Source organism: Nocardia brasiliensis (assembly GCF_011801125.1).
In the GTDB taxonomy this organism is placed as follows: domain Bacteria; phylum Actinomycetota; class Actinomycetes; order Mycobacteriales; family Mycobacteriaceae; genus Nocardia; species Nocardia brasiliensis_C.
Map to the genome: position 1 here is coordinate 1,173,796 of NZ_CP046171.1, position 18,345 is coordinate 1,192,140.

An 18,345-nucleotide genomic window follows, 5' to 3' on the forward strand; every position below is an offset into this window, starting at 1 on the left:
AGGAGGTGATGCGCGGTGGGGTGGAGTAACGGCCCGCCCACCTGGATGGAGCTGGAGCGGGTGCTCTCCGGCAGGCCCGGCCGCACGAATCCGGAGGCGATGTATCCGGGCGACGGCGGTGACAGCCCGGCGTGGTCACGCAAGCGCGGGGCATATCGGGCCGAGCCGGTGGCGCCGGCCGACGAGCCACGGGTGCCGTACGCGGAACTGCACGCGCACTCGGCCTACAGCTTCCTGGACGGGGCGAGCCAGCCGGAGGAACTGGTGGAGGAGGCCGTGCGCCTCGGCCTGGAGGCGATCGCGCTCACCGACCACGACGGTTTCTATGGCACGGTGCGCTTCGCGGAGGCCGCCAGAGAGTTCGGCATGCCGACCGTCTTCGGGTCCGAGCTGTCCCTCGGCACCGAACGGCCGACCTCGCGGCGTCCCGGCAAAGGCGCGGATCGTGCCGAGCGCCAACGGGATTCGGCGACCGGCCAGGACGGCGTGCTCGGCGCCGCCGACCCCGGCGGTGCCGGCGCTGCCCGGCGCGGGCACATCGATGCGCCGGATTCCATGCCGCGCACCGGATCTCCCGACCCCGCCGGACCGCATCTGCTGGTGCTGGCGCGCGGACAGGAGGGCTATCGCAGGCTCTCCCGGCAGATCGCGGCCGCGCACATGGCGGCGGGGGAGAAGGGCATCCTGCGCTACGACCTCGACACTCTCACCGCCGCGGCCGGTGGTCAGTGGCAGATCCTGACCGGCTGCCGGAAAGGGCAGCTGCGGCAGGCGCTCGCGGACGACCTGCGCTCGGGCAGTACCCGGCTCGTGCGGGCCGAGGCCGCGCTGCGCGATCTGACGGAACGCTTCGGCGCCGACCGGGTGAGCGTGGAACTCACCCACCACGGCGTTCCGGAGGACGACGAGCGCAACGCGCATCTGCTCGCCCTGGCCGATCGGCTCGGCCTGCCCGTGATCGCCACCACCGGAGCGCATTTCGCCGCGCCGCGGCAGCGCCGCCGGGCCATGGCGCTGGCCGCGATCCGGGCGCGCCGGAGTTTGCACGAGATCGCGGGCTGGCTGGCGCCCACCGGCGGCGCGCACCTGCGTTCCGGCGCGGAGATGGCACGACTGTTCGCCGAGTGCCCGCAGGCGGTGCGCAACGCGGCGGTGCTCGCCAAGGAATGTGCCTTCGATCTGAAGCTGATCGCACCGAACCTGCCGCCGTTCACCGTGCCCGCCGGTCACGACGAGACGTCCTATCTGCGCTCGCTCGCCTTCGCCGGCGCCGCCGCCCGGTACGGGCCGCGGGAACGAAACCCCAAGGCCTATCGGCAGATCGAGCACGAGCTCGCGGTGATCGAGGAGCTGGAGTTTCCCGGCTACTTCCTGGTGGTGCACGACATCGTCGAGTTCTGCCGCAACAACGACATCCTGTGCCAGGGCCGGGGTTCGGCGGCCAACTCGGCCGTCTGCTACGCGATCGGCATCACCAATGTCGATCCCGTCGGCAACACCCTGCTGTTCGAGCGTTTCCTTTCGCCGGAGCGCGACGGCCCGCCCGATATCGATATCGACATCGAGTCCGATCGCCGGGAGGAGGCCATCCAGCACGTCTACGCCAAGTACGGCCGCGCGTACGCCGCCCAGGTGGCCAACGTGATCACCTATCGCGGCCGGTCCGCGGTGCGCGATGCCGCTCGCGCGCTGGGCTTTTCGCAGGGACAGCAGGACGCCTGGAGTAAGCAGGTGAGCAGGTGGACCGGCGTCGAGACCGAGGTGAACACCGACATCCCCGCCGAGGTGCTGCGGCTGGCCGGTGAAATCGAGGGGCTGCCACGGCATCTCGGCATCCACTCCGGCGGCATGGTGATCTGTGATCGGCCGATCGCCGACGTCTGTCCGGTGGAGTGGGCGCGCATGCCCGGCCGCAGCGTGCTGCAGTGGGACAAAGATGACTGTGCCGCCATCGATCTGGTGAAGTTCGACCTGCTCGGCCTCGGCATGCTCTCTGCGCTGCGCTACATGATGGACATGGTGCGCGAGCACACCGGCGAGGTGGTCGAGCTGCACCGGCTCGACCTACAGGAGCCTGCCGTCTACGAGATGCTCTCGCGCGCCGACTCGGTGGGCGTGTTCCAGGTGGAGTCGCGAGCGCAGATGGCGACCCTGCCCCGGCTGCGTCCCCGCACGTTCTACGACCTGGTGGTCGAGGTGGCGCTGATCCGGCCCGGCCCGATCCAGGGCGGCTCGGTGCACCCCTACATCCGGCGGCGCAACGGGCTCGAGGACTGGGACTACGATCATCCGGCACTGGCGAATTCGCTGGCCCGCACCCTCGGCGTGCCACTGTTCCAGGAGCAGCTGATGCAGATGGCCGTCGACGTCGCGGGCTTCTCCGCCACCGAGGCCGATCAGCTGCGTCGCGCGATGGGCTCCAAACGGTCGCCGGAACGGATGCGGCGGCTCAAAGCGCGTCTCTACCAAGGCATGCGCGAGCTGCACGGCATCGAGGGCGAGATCGCCGATCGCATCTACGAAAAGCTCTATGCCTTCGCCAATTTCGGCTTCCCGGAAAGTCATTCGCAGAGCTTCGCCTCGATCGTGTTCTATTCGGCGTGGTTCAAGCTGCACTATCCTGCGGCGTTCTGCGCCGGGCTGCTGCGCGCCCAGCCGATGGGCTTCTATTCGCCGCAATCGCTGGTCGCCGACGCCCGCAGGCACGGCGTTGTGGTGCACGGCCCCGACATCAATGCCAGCCGTGCCGAACCCACCCTCGAACGTGACGGCACCGAGGTCCGCCTCGGCCTCGCCGCGGTCCGGCATATCGGCACCGACCTGGCCGAAAAGATCGTCGCCGCCCGGGATCAGGGGCGCTACACCAGCTTCCTCGACCTGACCGGCCGGGTGGAACTCACTGTCGCCCAGGCGGAATCGCTGGCCACCGCGGGTGCGCTCGGCAGTCTGGGGATCACCCGGCGCGAAGCGCTCTGGGCCGCGGGCGCCGCCGCGGGAGAGCGCCCGGATCGCCTGCCCGGCACGGGCGCCGCCACCACCGCGCCCGTGCTGCCCGGCATGAGCGCTCTCGAACTGGCCGCCGCCGACGTCTGGGCCACCGGGGTCTCGCCGCGGAGTTACCCCACCGAATTCCTGCGCCCGCGGCTCGACGCGCTCGGCGTGATCCCCGCAGCCGATCTGCTCACGGTGCCCGACGGCACGCGAGTTCTGGTGGGCGGCGCGGTGACGCACCGCCAGCGCCCCGCCACCGCGGGCGGTGTCACCTTCATGAACCTGGAGGACGAGACCGGCATGGTGAACGTCGTCTGCTCGGTCGGGCTGTGGACGCGCTATCGCCGCCTCGCGCAGAGCGCGCCCGCCCTGCTCATCCGGGGCCGGGTGCAGAACGCCGAGGGCGCGGTCACCGTCGTCGCCGAGCACCTGCGCGGGCTGGAGCTGCGGGTCGATTCGAAGTCGCGGGACTTTCGCTGAGTCGCTTGGTGATTCGGCCCCGCCGCGGCCGTGTGCAGCGTATTCTGAAGAGCTTTGCTGGGTGAGCGGGGGAGTGGACATGCCCACACCATCGGAGGACGACACGGCACGCCGCCGCGTCGTGCGCAGGCCAGGCTTCGTCGCGGTGGCCGGCACGGTGGCGTTGGCGCTGCCGACCCTATTGCTCAGCGCCCTGGTGGTTTTCGCCCTCGGCGCCTGGATCGGCACCTGGCTGCTGGTGACGGTCGTGGTGCTGTGGGTGCTCTTCGGCGCGCTCCTGGTCGACATCGCCTGGCTCACGCCGAACCGGGCGAACTACGCCAAGGCGGTCGGCTTCCGGCGGCCGATCGAGCCGGAGGACAGCATTCTCGCCGCCGCGTGGGCCAACGTCACCAGCGCACCCGGAATGGACGGCTGGCCCTATGGGCTGTGGGTGCAGCAGTCGGCCGAGCCGAGCGCCTACGCCGCGCCGAGCCGCATCATCGCGGTGACGAGTTCGGCCATCGCAGGCCTGGAACCGCGAGAGCTCGAGGCGGTGCTCGCGCACGAACTCGGCCATCACGTGCGCGTGGACGCGCGGCTGCGGCTGCTGGAGGCCTGGATCGCCCTGCCAGGACGCTATCTGTGGGCGCTGTGCAAGCGCGTCGGCCGGATCGTCGGCTTCCTCGGGGTGTACGCGTTGGTCGCGCGGTTCGTCGTGGCCGTGGCGCTGCTGCCGGTCGTGGTGCTGGTGCTGACGCCGGTCCTCGGCGCCGCGCTCGCGTACCTTTTCGTGATTCTGCTCGTGCTGGAACCGCCCGCTCGGGCCGCACAGTCGCGGCGCGGGGAGTACGCGGCCGATCGAGTGGCCGTCGAACTCGGCTACGGTCGCGAACTGGCCACCGCGTTGGACCGCTGGCGGTCCCCGCGCCCGCACCCGCTCGTCGCGCTGAACCAGCGGGTGTTCGGCACCCATCCGCCGCTGTCGCGGCGGATCGCCGCCATCACAGCGCAACTCGACGAACGTCCTGGCCGCGCCGCTTTTTAAGGAACTGTTAGAAGCGTTCTAGAGAACCGTTATGTCGCGCCTTTCCGGTGATCGGAGCGGTTACTGTGCGAATCATGCGGAAGCTTGCTGTGCTGTGCATCGGCCTGCTCGGTCTCACGTTGCTCGTCGGCTGTGGTTCCGACGACGCGAACAAGTCCGCGCCGCCGGGTCGGCCATCCTCCTACGCCACCGTCGAGGCGACGGCGCCCGCCGCGCTGCCGCCACCGGCGCTGCGCGACCAGGGCCCCGCCCGCAAGGACAATGCCGGCGGCAGCGAAACCGTCTCGGCGCGTAAGGAAGTCGTCACCGGCAGCGTGGAGATCACCGCGGACAAGCCGATCGATGCGGCGGGCAAGATCGCCGATCGGGTCCGCGAGATCGGCGGCCGGATCGACAGCCGCACCGAACAGCCGGGCACCGGGGACACCGACGCCAGCGCCACGCTCACCGTCCGGATACCCGCGGACAAGACCGACGCGTTCATCGACGGTCTCGGCGGCATCGGCAAGGTCACCCGGGTGAGCACCAACCGCGACGACGTGACCATGCAGTGGGAAGACCTCGACGCCAGGATCAAGGCGCTGCAGGCCTCCGTCGACCGGCTGCGCGGGCTCATCGCGAACGCGACCAACACCGCCGACCTGATCAACGCCGAGCAGGCGCTGTCCAGCAGGCAGGGCGAACTCGACAGCCTGACCGCGCAGAAGCGTCACCTCGACGATCAGGTCGCGCTGTCCAGCCTGTCGATCGACATCACCACCACGACCAAGAAGGTCGACGCCGAGCGTGCCGACAGCTTCTGGGAAGGCATCGTCGACGGGTGGAACTCGCTGGTGGATTGGCTGAAGGACGCGGTGGTGTTCACCGGCAAGGCGATCCCGTGGCTCGGCTTCCTCGTGCTGCTCGCCGCCGTGGTGTGGGGCATCGTGCGAACGGTGTTGCGGCGGAAGAAGTCCGGCACGAGTGGTCCGGCGCACGGCGAGGCAGGCCGGTCGACGCCGGTCGCGGCCGGCGTCGCACCGGCGGGTACGGCGGGCGGCACCCAGGGGGCCTCGGCTACCGGAAGCGCCGCGGGCAGTTCGGGTCCCGATGCGTCGGGGTCTGGCGCCACGGGAACCGGCGGCGGTTCGGCGGAAACCGAGTCCTGAACGTAGGGTGGCCGGGCGGGTCCGAGATAGAGGGCGGACCCGTTCGGCCGTCTAATACCGTGGGAGACGGTCCTTTACAGGAGGAGCAGTGCCGACCATCGTCCGGGCGACGATCAAACCGAACAGCCGCAAGGGGCCGCTCGTCGAAACCCTCGACGACGGCACCTTGCAGCTGTACGTGCGCGCGCCCGCGGTCGAGGGCAAGGCGAACAAGGCCGCCATCGAACTGCTCGCCGCGCACTACGGGGTGGCCAAGAGCGCCGTTCGGCTGGCGGCCGGTGCGACCGCACGGCACAAGCGTTTCGAGATCGACTGCTGAACCGGTCTATGTGCCGTCTGGGAAGCCGAGCTGCCGCCACGCCTCGTACACGGTGACCGCCGCGGCGTTGGACAGGTTCATCGAGCGCCGCCCCGGCAGCATCGGAATCCGCAGTTGCTCGGTCACCTGCGGGTCGTCGAGTACCTCGGGCGGCAATCCGGTCGGCTCGGTCCCGAACAACAGCACGTCGCCCGCGCGGTAGGCGACGTCGGTGTAGCGCGTGCTCGCCTGCGTGGTGAAGGCGAACACCCGCTCCGGCCGCAACGCCGCCCACGCCGCGGCCAGGTTCGCATGCACCGTCACCGAGGCCAGGTCGTGGTAGTCCAGCCCGGCCCGCCGCAACTTCGCCTCGGACAGGTCGAACCCCAGCGGCTTGACCAAATGCAGCTCTGCCCCGGTCCCCGCCACCAACCGAATCGCGTTCCCGGTATTCCCAGGAATCACCGGCTCATGAAACATCAGACGAAACACGCCCCAAGTCAATCAGGTAGCCGCATCCCGCCGAGGAACCGGTCAGTCAGGGGAGAATGTACGGCTACCTCATCGGAGCGTGGGTCAGCCGAAGCTGCCGGTGCTGGGTTTGCCGACGACGGTGACGGGGATGATGTCGGTGAGCGTCACGTTGTCGTGGGGGCCGATGGGGCGCTCCCAGGCGCAGGCGCCGCGGACGTCGACCACCTGACCGGCGGGCAGGCTGCCGTTGCCCAACGAGGTCTGGACCATTTTGTGGTCGTTGGTGGCGAACGAGGTCGGGTTGTTGCCGCCGAAGATATCGCCGGTCTTGGCGTTGAAGATCCAGCACACGCCGGCGTCGTTCGGGTTGTGGAACTTCACCGAGACCGAGCCACTCACCGAGAAGGCCTCTTCGATCACCGGGGCGTCGAGGCCGGGGATAGCGTTGGCGGTGGCGCCGGGCAGCGCCAGCGCGGCCGCCGCGACGGCGAGCGGCGCGAGGAGGGAAAATCGTCGAATCATGATCGCGATGATCGCACCAGGGGGTGCACGCCCCCATTTTTCGGGGCAGTGCATCGAATCGTTTCGACCACAAGGCTATTCGGCTTTCGTCGGCCGTTCCGGTAGCGCGCAGACGCCACCTTCGGCCATGCCCGTCGGCCGCACCCCGAGCCCCTGATTGACGCGGGCGCGCTGGTTCTCCCAGGCGATGGTGACGGCCAGTTCCGCCAGCTGCGCCTTGGACAGCTGGGCGAGCAGGGATTCGCGCAGGTCGTCGAGCCCGATCGCGGGCGTGAGGGGCATGGGAGTAGTCGGCCGACAAGGGCGATCCCGCCGACGCCGACGGGCGCGGGGCGACGCGGGCGGGGTCAGGTCTGTAAGAATCGGGGGGTGACTGGTGTCGAGAGTTCGAGTGTGGATCAGGGGACAGGTGGCTTCGGTTCCCAGTTCCTGCGCTGCCACCTGCCGCTCGTGCTCGTCACGCTGGTCATTCTGGTGGCGATCGTGTTCGTCGCCCAGGATCGGTGGCGCAGGGGCGCCCTGTTCTTCGGCGGGGCCACGCTGCTGGCCGCCGCGTTCCGGCTGTGCCTGCCGACCGCGCGGGTCGGCCTGCTCGCGGTGCGCAGCAAGCCTTTCGACGTGGGCGCGCTGACCTTGCTCGGCTCGTCCATCGTCTTCATCGCCGCGACGATCAACACTCTCGGCGTCGCCTGAGTGCGCTGATCCGCCGCACCGCACCCCTCGACGCGGCGGGCGGATCCCGGGAAATGCCTTCCGGTCAGGCCGATTCCGGGACCAATTCCGGCGTGGGCCGCGCGCCGCGGTTGCCGTGCAGTGCGCGGGCCTGCGCCGGGGTGACGGTCTCGAGCCGGGTCGGCGGCGCCGCGTTGAGGTGCTCCTTCAAGATCTGTCCCGCCATCGGCGCGATGAAGGGCGCCGCCGCGAGCAGTCCGAACGAATTGAACCGACTGAAGCTCCACACCAGCACCTTCGCGGGAATCCGCACCGCGAGATCGATGATGCCCCAGCGATCGAACCGGCCGAGCTTGCGCATCCACTTCGGCAGCGTCGCCACCGAGGCCAGCGAAAGCAGCCTGCTCCCAATGGCATACGAGAGCCCGGCGCCGTTGCGCGGCGAGGTCCACAGCAGGTGGTGCATGCCCTCCTCGGCGCGTTCGGAGGTGCACAGGCGCGGGCGCACCCGGTCGAAGTAGGCGCGCACCTCCTCGCGTGAGCGCGGCACGTCCTGCGGCTTGCAGGTCTGCAGTTCGGCCGCGATGGCGCACTCGTGCCAGAACCGCGTCTCCTCCTCGGGGGTGAGCGGGCCGGGGCCGAACACCTCGTAGGCCTTGAGCACCGAGTGCCAGCCGGTGATGTGGATCCACAGCTGGGTCTCGGGGCTGTTCGCGCTGTACCGGTTGCCGCTGATCGGCTCGATGCCGGTCATGGGGGCGTGCACCTGCATGAGGTGTTCGGCCGCCTGGATGGCGGTGCGTCCGTCGGCGATGGCGGCGATCAGGAAGTAGGAGAACGTGTGGTCGAGCCGTTTGCGTGGGTCGCTGTAGATGCCACGCGAGTCGGCGACGGCGGCGGTGAGGAACGGGTCGAAGTGCTCGAGCACCACCGCCCGCTGGAAGCCGATCACCGCGGTGGGCGCGGTCCAGATCTTCCAGCTGGGCGAATCGGGGCCGAAGAACCCGTAGTCGTCCCGGCGCAGGGTGGTCGGATCGAAGTGCATCACGTGCTCCTTTGCGGTGATCGCCCCGGACGATGGGGTGAATACAACGCAACCGTAGCAATTGCGTGTGACGAATACAACGGGGGCGTAGCATTTGTGACCGGCGGGATTCCCCGCCCGTGGGCCGATGCTGTCAGGATGGAGCGCATGGAGGTGAGGCGGCAGTGACCACATCGCGTAGCGCGGCGCAGCGGCCGCGTCGCCGCTATGCCCCGCGCCTGCCGCCGGAGCAGCGCAGGGCGCAGTTGCTCGACGCAGCGTTCACGGTGCTGGGCAGGATGGAACTGCACGAGCTGAACATGGAGGCGGTGGCACAGGAGGCGGGCGTCGGCAAGCCGGTGCTCTACACCGTCTTCAAGACCCGTGCCGAACTCGTTGCCGCACTGCTGGAACGGGAACGCGAGCGCGGCCTGGAACAGGTCGCCGCGACCCTGCCGACCGATCTGATCGGCGCCGACCCGGTGGTCGCGGCCTCGGCCACGGTCGAGGCGTTTGTCGGTGTGGCACTGGAGAATCCGACCCGCTGGCGCTTGATCCTCGCCGGACCGGGCAACGCGCCCGACGAATACCGTGAGGCACTGCGGAATTCGCGCGCCGGCATCTTCGAGCAGGCCGAGGCGCTGGTGCGGATCGGTACCGCGCTCGAACCGCGGTGGGCGGGTGTGGATTCCGCGCTGCTCACCAACTCGCTGCTCCAGGTCGCCGAGATGCTCGGCAGGCTGGCGGTCAGCGAACCGGAGGAGTACCCGCGCGAACGGATCCAGGGGTTCGTGCACGCCATCGTCCGGCTGCTCGTCGGTGCGCCCCCGGAACAGGCCGGGGCATAGCGGTTTTCGCGCCTCAGTTGGTGGTCTGACGAGCCTGCCTGGCCAGCCGCACCGTCTCGGTCAGCAGCTTCGCCACCGCCGCCGCCTCGGTGAGGAAGCCGTCGTGTCCGTCCCTGGAGTGCACGACCTCCAGGCCGTCGCAGCCCGGCAGTCCTTCGGCGAGTTCCTGCTGCGTGCGCAACGGATACAACCGGTCGGAGTCGACGCCGCCGACCACGCACGGCACCGGCGTCGCGGCCAGCGCCGCCGCGATGCCGCCGCGGCCACGGCCGATGTCGTGCCGGTTCATCGCCTCGGTGAGCAGCACGTAGGTGGCCGGGTCGAACCGGCTGCACAGTTTGCCCGCCTGATGGTCCAGGTAGCTCTGCACCGCGTAACGTCCACCGCGCCAAGGATCTTCGTCGCCCTGCGCGCTGTTCTCGAAGCGGTGATCGAGCTCGTCCTCGGTGCGATAGGTGAGGTGCGCGATGCGCCGGGCGATGCCCATGCCGGTCATCGGCGCGCGATCGGTGTCGTGGTAGTCGCCGCCCTGCCAGTCCGGATCGGCCTTGATCGCGGCGATCTGGGTGGTCTGGGTGCCGATCTGATCGGCGGTGGCGCGGGCGCCGACGGCGAGCACCAGTGCCGCGCCGACTCGGTCGGGGCTGCCGACCATCCACTCCAGCACGCGCATGCCGCCCATCGAACCGCCGACGACGGCGGCCAGCCGGGTGATGCCGAGCCGATCCATCAGCGCCGCCTCGGCCGCCACCTGATCGCGGATGGAGATCTCAGGAAACCGTGCGCCCCAAGGCTTTCCGTCGGGAGCCAGGGTCGACGGGCCGGTGCTGCCCTTGCAGCCGCCGAGCACGTTCGTCGCGATGACGCACCACTCGTCGGTGTCGAGCGGACAGCCCGGTCCGACCATGCCGTCCCACCAGCCGGGCAGCGGATGGATGTCGTCCGGGAAGCCGACCACGTGGGAGTCGCCGGTGAGTGCGTGCTCGACCAGCACCACATTGTCCAGCTCGGGGGAGAGCTCGCCCCAGCGCTGCACCGCGAGATGCACCTGTGGGATGACCGCGCCGCTCTCCAGTTCGATGTCACCGACCGGGATGATCCCGAGCCGTCCGTCCGGCGGCGGCAGGGCCACCCCGGACGAACGCAGGGAACTCGGTTCGGTACCCACCGTCACGTCGCCGCCGCCGTGAAGCCGGCGCGCAGATCGGCGAGGATGTCATCGATCCCCTCGATGCCCACCGCCAGCCGGACCAGTCCCGGAGTGACGCCCGCGAGCAGTTGCTCGTCCGGCGTGAGCTGCGAATGTGTGGTCGACGCGGGGTGGATCACGAGAGAACGCACATCTCCGATGTTAGCCACATGGCTGTGCAGGGCTAATCCGTCCACGAACTTCTTGCCCGCGTCGACACCCCCGCGCAGCTCGAACGCGACGATCGCGCCCGCGCCCTTGGGCGCCAGTTGCCGCGCCCGTTCGTACCAGGGTGAGGTGGGCAGACCGGCGTAGCTGACCGAGAGCACGTCGGGGTGCGTCTGCAGGAATTCGGCGACCGCGGTGGCGTTGGCCACGTGCCGCTCGACCCGCAGGCTCAGCGTCTCGATGCCCTGGCTGATCAGGAACGCGTTGAACGGCGAGATGGCCGCGCCGAGGTCGCGCAGCAGTTGCACGCGTGCTTTGAGTGCGAACGCGGGTGCGCCGAGGTCGGCGAAGACCGCGCCGTGGTAGCTCGGGTCGGGTGTGGTGAAGCCGGGGAAGCGGGACTGTCCTTGCGCGTCGGTGACGGTCCAGTCGAAGGTGCCGCCGTCGACGATGACACCGGCCACCGCGGCGCCGTGTCCGCCGAGGTACTTCGTCGCCGAGTGCACCACGATGTCGGCGCCGTGCGCCAGCGGCTGGATCAAGTACGGCGTGGCCACCGTGTTGTCCACGATGAGCGGCAGTCCGGCCGCGTGCGCGATGGCCGCGATGCCGGGGATGTCGAAGATCGCGCTGCTCGGGTTGGCGATGGTCTCGCCGTAGAACGCCTTGGTGTTCGGGCGGATCGCCGCGCGCCACTGGTCCAGGTCGTCGGGGTCCTCGACGAAGGACACCTCGATGCCGAGCTTGGGCAGCGTGTAGTGGAACAGATTGTAGGTGCCGCCGTACAGGTGCGGGCTGGACACCAGATGATCGCCCGCCGCGGCCAGGTTCAGGATCGCGAAGGTCTCCGCGGCCTGCCCGGAGGCCAGCAGCAGCGCCGCGACACCGCCCTCCAGTGCGGCGATGCGCTGCTCCACCACGTCCTGGGTGGGGTTCATGATCCGGGTGTAGATGTTGCCGGGTTCGGCCAGGCCGAACAGCGCCGCGGCGTGGTCGGTGTCGCGGAAGGCGTACGAGGTGGTCTGGTAGATCGGCAGAGCACGGGCGCCGGTGCTGTCGTCGGGCGCCTGGCCCGCGTGCACCTGCTTGGTCTCGAAGGACCACTGGCTCGGATCGACCTCGGACACGGTGGGGTCAGTCATATCGGTTTTGCTCCAAAGAAAAGGTTGCTCGCCAGAACTGCTCGGTTATCGGGATACCGGCGAAGAACAACAACACATTTCGGGAACCTCCTGGAAGCGCGCTTGCTCTCGACCTTCGAGAGCCCGGTCATCACCCGGAGCACCCCACCGCTGCTGGAGGGTTGCCGACCAGCGAGCCGGGGCTTGGCGCTGGTACTCATGACCTGAAACTGATCATAACCGGCGCCGCCGAGCCCGCCGCAACCTCATCGGTCGGCGGCGCCCTCCGTGGCGCAGCACGCCCGCATGAACTCATCGAATGTCGTGGTGAAGGCGGTACGGCCGGCCGCTGCCGCCGCCTCGAGATCGTCGTCGTCGAAGGCGGTCTCCTGGCATTCCATGCCGAGGTGACCGATCAGCTGCCACACGCCGAGGATGAGCCGCACCGGCAGCGCGTCGGGCGTGGTGTCGAGTCGCTCGGCGAGCACCTGCGCGATCGCGACGTTCTTGGTCTCGGCGTGGTCGATGCTGCGCATGCCGACCGACGCGCTGCTGCGGATGATCCGGCGCATCTGCTGGAACTGCCGGAAGGTCACCGGGTCGGTGCTGTCGTTCGTCGCGGCGCGGTCGATGACCTTAAGGAAGGCTGCACGCAGCGCGTGCAGTTCGTTGCCGGTGCGCGGCTGTTCGCGCAGTGCCTGCGCCACGGCCGCGCCGAAGTCGGTCACCGGCCCGAGGACGATGTCTTCCTTGCTCTCGAAGTATCGGTTGATCGTGCGCGGCGAGATGTCGGCCGCGTTGGCGATCTGCTCGATCGTGGTCGCGTCGAATCCCTGTGTGTCGCACAGGTTCAGGCCGACCTCGATGATGCGCAGCCGAGTCTGCTGCTTCTTGCGCTCGCGCAGGCCCGGGTTGGCGTGCGTACTCGGCGGCGTCGGTGACTCGAGCATGCCGCCATGCTATCGCAATCGGGCCAGATTGTGTCATTAACGGACAACTGTCGCAGTGCGACATTTTTCTATTGACGACAAATGTCGCTACATGTCAGGATTGCTCGACTTTGAGATGAGGAGAAGACAGTGACCGACCCCGCGGCAGCGGTAGCAGTTTCGGAAAGACAAGGCAGTTCAGCGCGCTGGTTCGCCCTCGGCGTGATCGCGCTGGCCCAGCTCATGGTGGTGCTCGACGCCACGATCGTGACGATCTCGCTGCCCTTCGCGCAGCAGGATCTCGGCATCAGCGACGGCAACAAGCAGTGGATGCTCACGGCCTACACGCTGATCTTCGGCGGCCTGCTGTTGCTCGGCGGCCGACTGGCCGACTACCTCGGCCGACGGCGGATCTTCATCATCGGCCTGGTCGGTTTCGCCGCCGCGTCGGCACTTGCCGGTCTCGCACAGAACGGGGCCGAGATGTTCGCCGGACGGGCCCTGCAGGGCGCGTTCGCGGCGTTGCTCGCGCCGGCCGCGCTCTCATTGCTCTCGGTGACCTTCACCGAACCGGGCGAGCGGGCCAAGGCCTTCGGCCTGTTCGCGGGCATCTCCGCGGGCGGTGCGGCGCTCGGGCTGATCGCCGGTGGCGCGCTCACCGAGTACGCCTCGTGGCGCTGGTGCCTGCTGGTGAACACCCCGATCGCGCTGCTCGCCCTGGTCGGCGCGCTGGCCTGGGTGGTCAGGGACGTGCCGACGCCGCGGACCGGCGGCTACGACGTGCCCGGCGCCGTCACCGTGACCCTTGGCCTGATCGCGATCGTCTACGGCTTCAGCCGGGCCGCCGACGACGGCTGGCTGGCCGGTAGCACGCTCGGCCTGCTCGTCGCCGGTGCCGCGCTGCTGATCGCGTTCGTCGCCATCGAGCGGCGCTCGGCGAATCCGCTGCTGCCGCTGCATATCCCGGGTGAGATCAACCGGGGCGGCGCGTTCCTCGCGGCGCTGCTCGTGCCGATCGCCATGTTCGCGATGTTCCTGTTCCTGAGCTACTACTTCCAGATCACGCTCGGCTACTCCTCGCTGAAGGCCGGGTTCGCGTTCCTGCCGTTCCCGGCGGGTATCGCGATCTCCGCGGGCGTGACCAGCGCGCTGCTGCCCAAGCTCGGCCCGCGGCCGCTGATGGTGGCCGGTGCGGTGCTCGGCGTGCTCGGCCTGGTGTGGCTGGCCCAGCTCGGTTTCGGGGACGGCTACGCGACCAGCGTGCTGCCCGCGCAGTTGCTGATCGCGCTCGGCATGGGTCCGCTGTTCGTCGGCATGCAGACCGTCGCACTGCATCAGGTCGAGGAGGCCGACTCGGGCGTGGCCAGCGCGCTGCTGAACGCGGCGCAGCAGGTGGGCGGCGCGGTCGGGACCGCGCTGCTGACCACCATCTCGGTGCAGACGGCCAAGAGCTACGCCGAGAGCCATGCCACGCTGGACAACCTGGTCGCTCGCGCCTCGATCCACAGCTACGACGTGGCCTTCTATGTCGGTGCCGGGTTCTTCCTCGCGGCTATCCCGGTGATCTGGCTGATGATCCGGGACCGGCCGGCCACCCTGATCGAGGGCGCCGACGACGCGGCCCGGCCGGTGCACGTCGGGGTCTGATCATCTGGATAACGAACCAGGTCCGCGGATCGCCACCCGGCGATCCGCGGACCTATCGTGGGTGCGGCGGGCGACCTGCGAATTGCGCTCTGACCTACCAGTCAGTAAGTTCGTGGGGTTTCTCACTCGGGGGGCTGCCCGCACACCGTGAACGGCGGCAGCAGTACGCTTGTCTTGTTTGCACCACACGTCTCGCGGACAACGCGGGGCATATACGTTGTCTGTTGGAACAGCTGGGGTCCGCTCACAAGCGTGTTCGCCTGGCCGTGCAATGAGGGCACCATCCTAGGAGGACACGAAGATCCATGTCCAAGATCAAGGTTGAAGGCACCGTCGTCGAACTCGACGGCGACGAGATGACCCGGATCATCTGGCAGTTCATCAAGGACAAGCTGATCCACCCGTATCTCGATGTGAACCTCGAGTACTACGACCTGGGCATCGAGTACCGGGACAAGACAGACGACCAGGTCACCATCGACGCCGCCGAGGCGATCAAGCGCCACGGCGTCGGCGTCAAGTGCGCCACCATCACCCCGGACGAGGCTCGCGTCAAGGAATTCGGGCTGAAGAAGATGTGGCGCTCGCCCAACGGCACCATCCGCAACATCCTCGGCGGCACCATCTTCCGCGCCCCGATCATCATCTCCAACGTGCCGCGTCTGGTCCCCGGTTGGACCAAGCCGATCATCATCGGCCGCCACGCGTTCGGTGATCAGTACCGCGCCACCGATTTCAAGGTGTACCAGGCGGGCACGGTCACCGTGACTTTCACGCCGGAGGACGGCAGCGAGCCGATCCAGCACGAGGTCGTGAAGATGCCGGACGAGGGCGGCGTCGTCATGGGCATGTACAACTTCAAGAACTCGATCATCGATTTCGCGCGGGCGTCGTTCAACTACGGCCTGCAGCAGAACTACCCGGTGTACCTCTCCACGAAGAACACCATCCTCAAGGCCTACGACGGCATGTTCAAGGACACGTTCCAGGATGTCTTCGACGCCGAGTTCAAGACCCAGTTCGACGCGGCGGGCCTGACCTACGAGCACCGCCTCATCGACGACATGGTCGCCTCCTCCATGAAGTGGGAGGGCGGCTACGTCTGGGCCTGTAAGAACTACGACGGCGACGTGCAGTCCGACACCGTGGCCCAGGGCTTCGGTTCGCTCGGCCTGATGACCTCGGTGCTGCTGACCCCGGACGGCAGGACCTGTGAGGCCGAGGCCGCGCACGGCACCGTCACCCGGCACTACCGCCAGCACCAGCAGGGCAAGCCGACCTCGACCAACCCGATCGCGTCGATCTTCGCCTGGACGCGCGGCCTCGAGCATCGCGGCAAGCTGGACAACACCCCCGAGGTGATCGGCTTCTCGCAGACCCTCGAGGACGTCGTCATCAAGACCGTCGAGGGTGGTCAGATGACCAAGGACCTCGCGCTGCTGGTCGGTGGCGATCAGGGCTACCTGAGCACCGAGGAGTTCCTCGGCGCGCTGGACGCCAACCTGGCCCGCGCACTGCGCTGATCAGGTGAATGTCCCGGCGCTGGAAGTGAATCCGGCGCCGGGGAGGGACCGCACGGGCACCCGCACCACTCGGTGGTACGGGTGCCCGGATTGTTTCCCGGGTCAGGCCGAGACCGGGCGGGCGCGCAGCATCGCGTACAGCGCCGGGAGTCGCATCGGGGTACGCGAGTGTTTCCGAACGAAAATTGCCAGGTCGAATGGCCGCGGCGTCCCTATTGGGCGATTTTTCCTTCTGACCTGCATGTTTTCTGTGCCTAAAGGTGTTTCAACTCACGTTTACTCGGGAAGCGAAACCGTCGCGGGAGGCGTTTCATGAATACGTGACCACCCCACTCGCCACCCAGGTAACCGCACGCCCCGAGGCTGAGCGGACGAACTGGCATATTCCGGCCATGCTCGCGCTGGCGCTCGGCGGATTCGGCATCGGCACAACAGAATTCGTCACCATGGGGCTGTTGCCCAATATCGCCCACGCCATGGGCGTCACCGAACCAACGGCGGGACACGCCGTGTCCGCGTACGCGCTCGGCGTGGTGATCGGTGCGCCGGTCATCGCCGCGCTGTGCGCGCGGGTGTCCCGCAAGAGATTGCTGATCGCGTTGATGGCGGCGTTCACGCTGGGCAACGTGGCGACCGTGCTCGCGCCGAGCTTTGGCACGCTGGTGGCCGCCCGGTTCGTCTCCGGCCTGCCGCACGGCGCGTACTTCGGCGTCGCCTCGCTCGCCGCCGCCACCCTCGCCCCGGTCGGGCAGCGCGCGAAGGCGGTTGCCGCGGTTATGCTGGGGCTGAGCGCCGCCAATGTTGTCGGCGTTCCCGCCGCGACCTGGCTCGGTCAGCATCTCGGCTGGCGCGACGCCTACGTGGTGGTCGCCGTCATCGGGCTGGCCACGGTCGCCGCCCTCATCAAGTTCGTCCCGGAACTCACCGGCATCACGATGACCAACCCCGTTACCGAACTCGGCGCGCTGCGTCGTCCGCAGGTGTTGCTGACCCTGCTGGTCGGCGCGATCGGCTTCGGCGGCATGTTCGCCGTCTACACCTACATCACCACCACCCTCACCGGCGTCGCGGGCATGTCCGCGGGTCTGGTTCCGCTGGTGCTGATGCTGTTCGGCGTCGGCATGGTGGTCGGCAATATCGTCGGCGGCGTGCTCGCCGACCGCGGCGTGGACCGCGCGATCTACTTCGCCATGATCGGCATGGCCGTCATCCTCGCCGGATTCGTTGCGGCGGCGCACAACCCGTACACCGCGGCGATCGGGGCGTTCCTGGTCGGCGTGAGCGGCGCCGCGCTCGCCCCCGGCCTGCAGACCAGGCTGATGGACGTGGCGCACGAGGCGCAGACGCTGGCCGCCGCGCTGAACCACGCCGCGCTGAACATCGCCAACGCCGCGGGCGCCTGGCTCGGCGGCGCGGTGATCGCGGCGAGGCTCGGGTATACCGCGCCCGCCATGGTCGGCGCGGGACTGGCCGTGGTCGGCGTGCTGCTGTTCGCCGTCACCGTCTGGTCGGCCCGGCGCGACGCGCGCCTGGTCGCGGCCGCCGCGCTGATCGCTTGAACATACAGAGCTGTATGTAAGTGTAGAATCATCGGATGGCCAGGATCGAAGTCGCGAAGCCGCAGCGCCGCACCCAGGAGCAACGCAGCACCGAGATGCGCACGCGGTTGCTCGACGCGACCATCGACTGTCTGGTCGAGTACGGCTATGCCGGTACCACCACGCCCCGGGTCGCCGAGCGAGCGGGCGTCACCCGCGGCGCGCAGGTGCATCACTTCGGGTCCAAGACCGATCTGGTGGTCGCCGCGATCAGCCATCTCGCGCAGCTGCGCGCCGAGACCGCGATGCGCGAGATGGCCAGGGTCGAGCGCGGCGACGACCCGGTCGGTGCGGCCCTGGAGTTTCTCTGGGAGCTGCACCAGGGCCCGCTGTTCATCGCCACCGTGGAACTGTGGGTGGCGGGTCGCACCGATCCCGTGCTCGCCGCCGCGATGGAGAAGGTCGAGCCTTTCGTCAACAACGCCGTCCTGATGGCCGTGGCCCGCTTCGTCCCCGACGAGATCCGCCGCAAGGAAGCCCGCGACTTCATCTACACCGCGATGGACGCCCTGCGCGGCATCCTCGTCTCCAACTTCATCGACCCCGACAACGAACGTGCCCGCCGCCGTTGGCGTCGCGCCACCGCCCACCTGCACGACGTCGCCGCGGCCGCCCTGGCCGGCGTCCGCACCCCCGACTGAACCGCGGGACGAGAACCGGTGCGGCGCGGGGCCGTTCGGTCTCGT

Annotated in this window: 16 protein-coding genes, 1 pseudogene and 1 riboswitch; of the genes and pseudogenes, 10 read left to right on the forward strand and 7 right to left on the reverse strand. The window is 68.8% G+C overall.

The genetic code is table 11. The features are described 5' to 3' along the window. Positions 1-15 precede the first annotated feature (15 nt). From F5X71_RS05235 to F5X71_RS05250, 4 genes are all read left to right on the forward strand, one after another. Positions 16-3,471 (forward strand): error-prone DNA polymerase, encoded by a 3,456-nt coding sequence (locus F5X71_RS05235; protein WP_238815725.1) that lies wholly within the window; start codon positions 16-18, stop codon positions 3,469-3,471. A gap of 79 nt (positions 3,472-3,550) precedes the next feature. Beyond that, positions 3,551-4,498 (forward strand): M48 family metalloprotease, encoded by a 948-nt coding sequence (locus tag F5X71_RS05240; protein ID WP_167460905.1) that lies wholly within the window; start codon positions 3,551-3,553, stop codon positions 4,496-4,498. A gap of 74 nt (positions 4,499-4,572) precedes the next feature. Continuing rightward, entirely contained in the window at positions 4,573-5,646 is a 1,074-nt protein-coding gene (locus F5X71_RS05245) for a DUF4349 domain-containing protein (protein WP_238815726.1), read from the forward strand. Positions 5,647-5,734: 88 nt separating this feature from the next. Next, positions 5,735-5,965 carry a DUF167 domain-containing protein gene (locus F5X71_RS05250; protein WP_167460906.1) on the forward strand — a complete coding sequence of 77 codons (231 nt, stop codon included), beginning with the start codon at positions 5,735-5,737 and terminating at the stop codon, positions 5,963-5,965. Positions 5,966-5,971: 6 nt separating this feature from the next. Here the strand turns inward: F5X71_RS05250 and F5X71_RS05255 are convergent, their stop codons facing one another. The 3 genes and pseudogenes from F5X71_RS05255 to F5X71_RS05265 all read right to left on the reverse strand — a co-directional run. Beyond that, positions 5,972-6,436: a tRNA (cytidine(34)-2'-O)-methyltransferase gene (locus F5X71_RS05255; RefSeq protein ID WP_167460907.1), complete on the reverse strand. Its 465-nt coding sequence runs from the start codon at positions 6,434-6,436 to the stop codon at positions 5,972-5,974. An 84-nt stretch (positions 6,437-6,520) separates the two neighbouring features. Continuing rightward, entirely contained in the window at positions 6,521-6,940 is a 420-nt protein-coding gene (locus tag F5X71_RS05260) for a hypothetical protein (RefSeq protein WP_167460908.1), read from the reverse strand. Between the two features lie 75 nt (positions 6,941-7,015). Beyond that, positions 7,016-7,222, reverse strand: a pseudogene (locus tag F5X71_RS05265) (carboxymuconolactone decarboxylase family protein); the annotation flags it as partial. A gap of 111 nt (positions 7,223-7,333) precedes the next feature. On the opposite strand from F5X71_RS05265, the gene F5X71_RS05270 reads away from it, so the two are divergent. Beyond that, entirely contained in the window at positions 7,334-7,633 is a 300-nt protein-coding gene (locus F5X71_RS05270) for a DUF3017 domain-containing protein (protein ID WP_167460909.1), read from the forward strand. 64 nt (positions 7,634-7,697) lie between these two features. On the opposite strand, the gene F5X71_RS05275 is transcribed toward F5X71_RS05270, so the two are convergent. Beyond that, positions 7,698-8,657 carry an oxygenase MpaB family protein gene (locus F5X71_RS05275; RefSeq protein ID WP_167460910.1) on the reverse strand — a complete coding sequence of 320 codons (960 nt, stop codon included), beginning with the start codon at positions 8,655-8,657 and terminating at the stop codon, positions 7,698-7,700. 164 nt (positions 8,658-8,821) lie between these two features. Here F5X71_RS05275 and F5X71_RS05280 point away from each other — a divergent pair, with 164 nt between their 5' ends. Beyond that, positions 8,822-9,484 (forward strand): TetR/AcrR family transcriptional regulator, encoded by a 663-nt coding sequence (locus tag F5X71_RS05280; RefSeq protein ID WP_167460911.1) that lies wholly within the window; start codon positions 8,822-8,824, stop codon positions 9,482-9,484. Positions 9,485-9,497: 13 nt separating this feature from the next. On the opposite strand, the gene metX is transcribed toward F5X71_RS05280, so the two are convergent. The 3 genes from metX to F5X71_RS05295 all read right to left on the reverse strand — a co-directional run bounded on the left by metX (position 9,498) and on the right by F5X71_RS05295 (position 12,912). Continuing rightward, positions 9,498-10,658, reverse strand: a complete 1,161-nt coding sequence (metX, locus tag F5X71_RS05285) for a homoserine O-acetyltransferase MetX (protein WP_428981451.1) — start codon at positions 10,656-10,658, stop codon at positions 9,498-9,500. Continuing rightward, positions 10,655-11,983: a bifunctional o-acetylhomoserine/o-acetylserine sulfhydrylase gene (locus F5X71_RS05290; protein WP_167460912.1), complete on the reverse strand. Its 1,329-nt coding sequence runs from the start codon at positions 11,981-11,983 to the stop codon at positions 10,655-10,657. Before F5X71_RS05290 ends, metX begins: the two co-directional genes overlap by 4 nt. A gap of 93 nt (positions 11,984-12,076) precedes the next feature. Further along, a riboswitch (SAM riboswitch) is annotated at positions 12,077-12,187 on the reverse strand. Positions 12,188-12,228: 41 nt separating this feature from the next. Then, entirely contained in the window at positions 12,229-12,912 is a 684-nt protein-coding gene (locus tag F5X71_RS05295) for a TetR family transcriptional regulator (protein WP_167460913.1), read from the reverse strand. Between the two features lie 129 nt (positions 12,913-13,041). On the opposite strand from F5X71_RS05295, the gene F5X71_RS05300 reads away from it, so the two are divergent. The 4 genes from F5X71_RS05300 to F5X71_RS05315 all read left to right on the forward strand — a co-directional run bounded on the left by F5X71_RS05300 (position 13,042) and on the right by F5X71_RS05315 (position 18,300). After that, positions 13,042-14,538, forward strand: a complete 1,497-nt coding sequence (locus F5X71_RS05300; protein ID WP_167460914.1) for an MFS transporter — start codon at positions 13,042-13,044, stop codon at positions 14,536-14,538. A gap of 305 nt (positions 14,539-14,843) precedes the next feature. Beyond that, a complete protein-coding gene (locus tag F5X71_RS05305) occupies positions 14,844-16,061 on the forward strand; it encodes an NADP-dependent isocitrate dehydrogenase (RefSeq protein ID WP_167460915.1) in 1,218 nt (405 codons plus the stop codon). A 392-nt stretch (positions 16,062-16,453) separates the two neighbouring features. Beyond that, positions 16,454-17,620 (forward strand): MFS transporter, encoded by a 1,167-nt coding sequence (locus F5X71_RS05310; RefSeq protein WP_167466233.1) that lies wholly within the window; start codon positions 16,454-16,456, stop codon positions 17,618-17,620. Positions 17,621-17,655: 35 nt separating this feature from the next. Beyond that, positions 17,656-18,300, forward strand: a complete 645-nt coding sequence (locus F5X71_RS05315; protein WP_167460916.1) for a TetR/AcrR family transcriptional regulator — start codon at positions 17,656-17,658, stop codon at positions 18,298-18,300. Positions 18,301-18,345 lie beyond the last annotated feature (45 nt).

Coding starts and splice junctions, on each gene's coding strand:
- F5X71_RS05240 (WP_167460905.1), top strand. CDS start 3,551: ATGCCCACACCATCGGAGGACGACACGGCACGCCGCCGCGTCGTGCGC.
- F5X71_RS05245 (WP_238815726.1), top strand. CDS start 4,573: ATGCGGAAGCTTGCTGTGCTGTGCATCGGCCTGCTCGGTCTCACGTTG.
- F5X71_RS05260 (WP_167460908.1), bottom strand. CDS start 6,940: ATGATTCGACGATTTTCCCTCCTCGCGCCGCTCGCCGTCGCGGCGGCC.
- F5X71_RS05275 (WP_167460910.1), bottom strand. CDS start 8,657: ATGCACTTCGATCCGACCACCCTGCGCCGGGACGACTACGGGTTCTTC.
- F5X71_RS05290 (WP_167460912.1), bottom strand. CDS start 11,983: ATGACTGACCCCACCGTGTCCGAGGTCGATCCGAGCCAGTGGTCCTTC.
- F5X71_RS05295 (WP_167460913.1), bottom strand. CDS start 12,912: ATGCTCGAGTCACCGACGCCGCCGAGTACGCACGCCAACCCGGGCCTG.
- F5X71_RS05305 (WP_167460915.1), top strand. CDS start 14,844: ATGTCCAAGATCAAGGTTGAAGGCACCGTCGTCGAACTCGACGGCGAC.
- F5X71_RS05310 (WP_167466233.1), top strand. CDS start 16,454: ATGCTCGCGCTGGCGCTCGGCGGATTCGGCATCGGCACAACAGAATTC.
- F5X71_RS05315 (WP_167460916.1), top strand. CDS start 17,656: ATGGCCAGGATCGAAGTCGCGAAGCCGCAGCGCCGCACCCAGGAGCAA.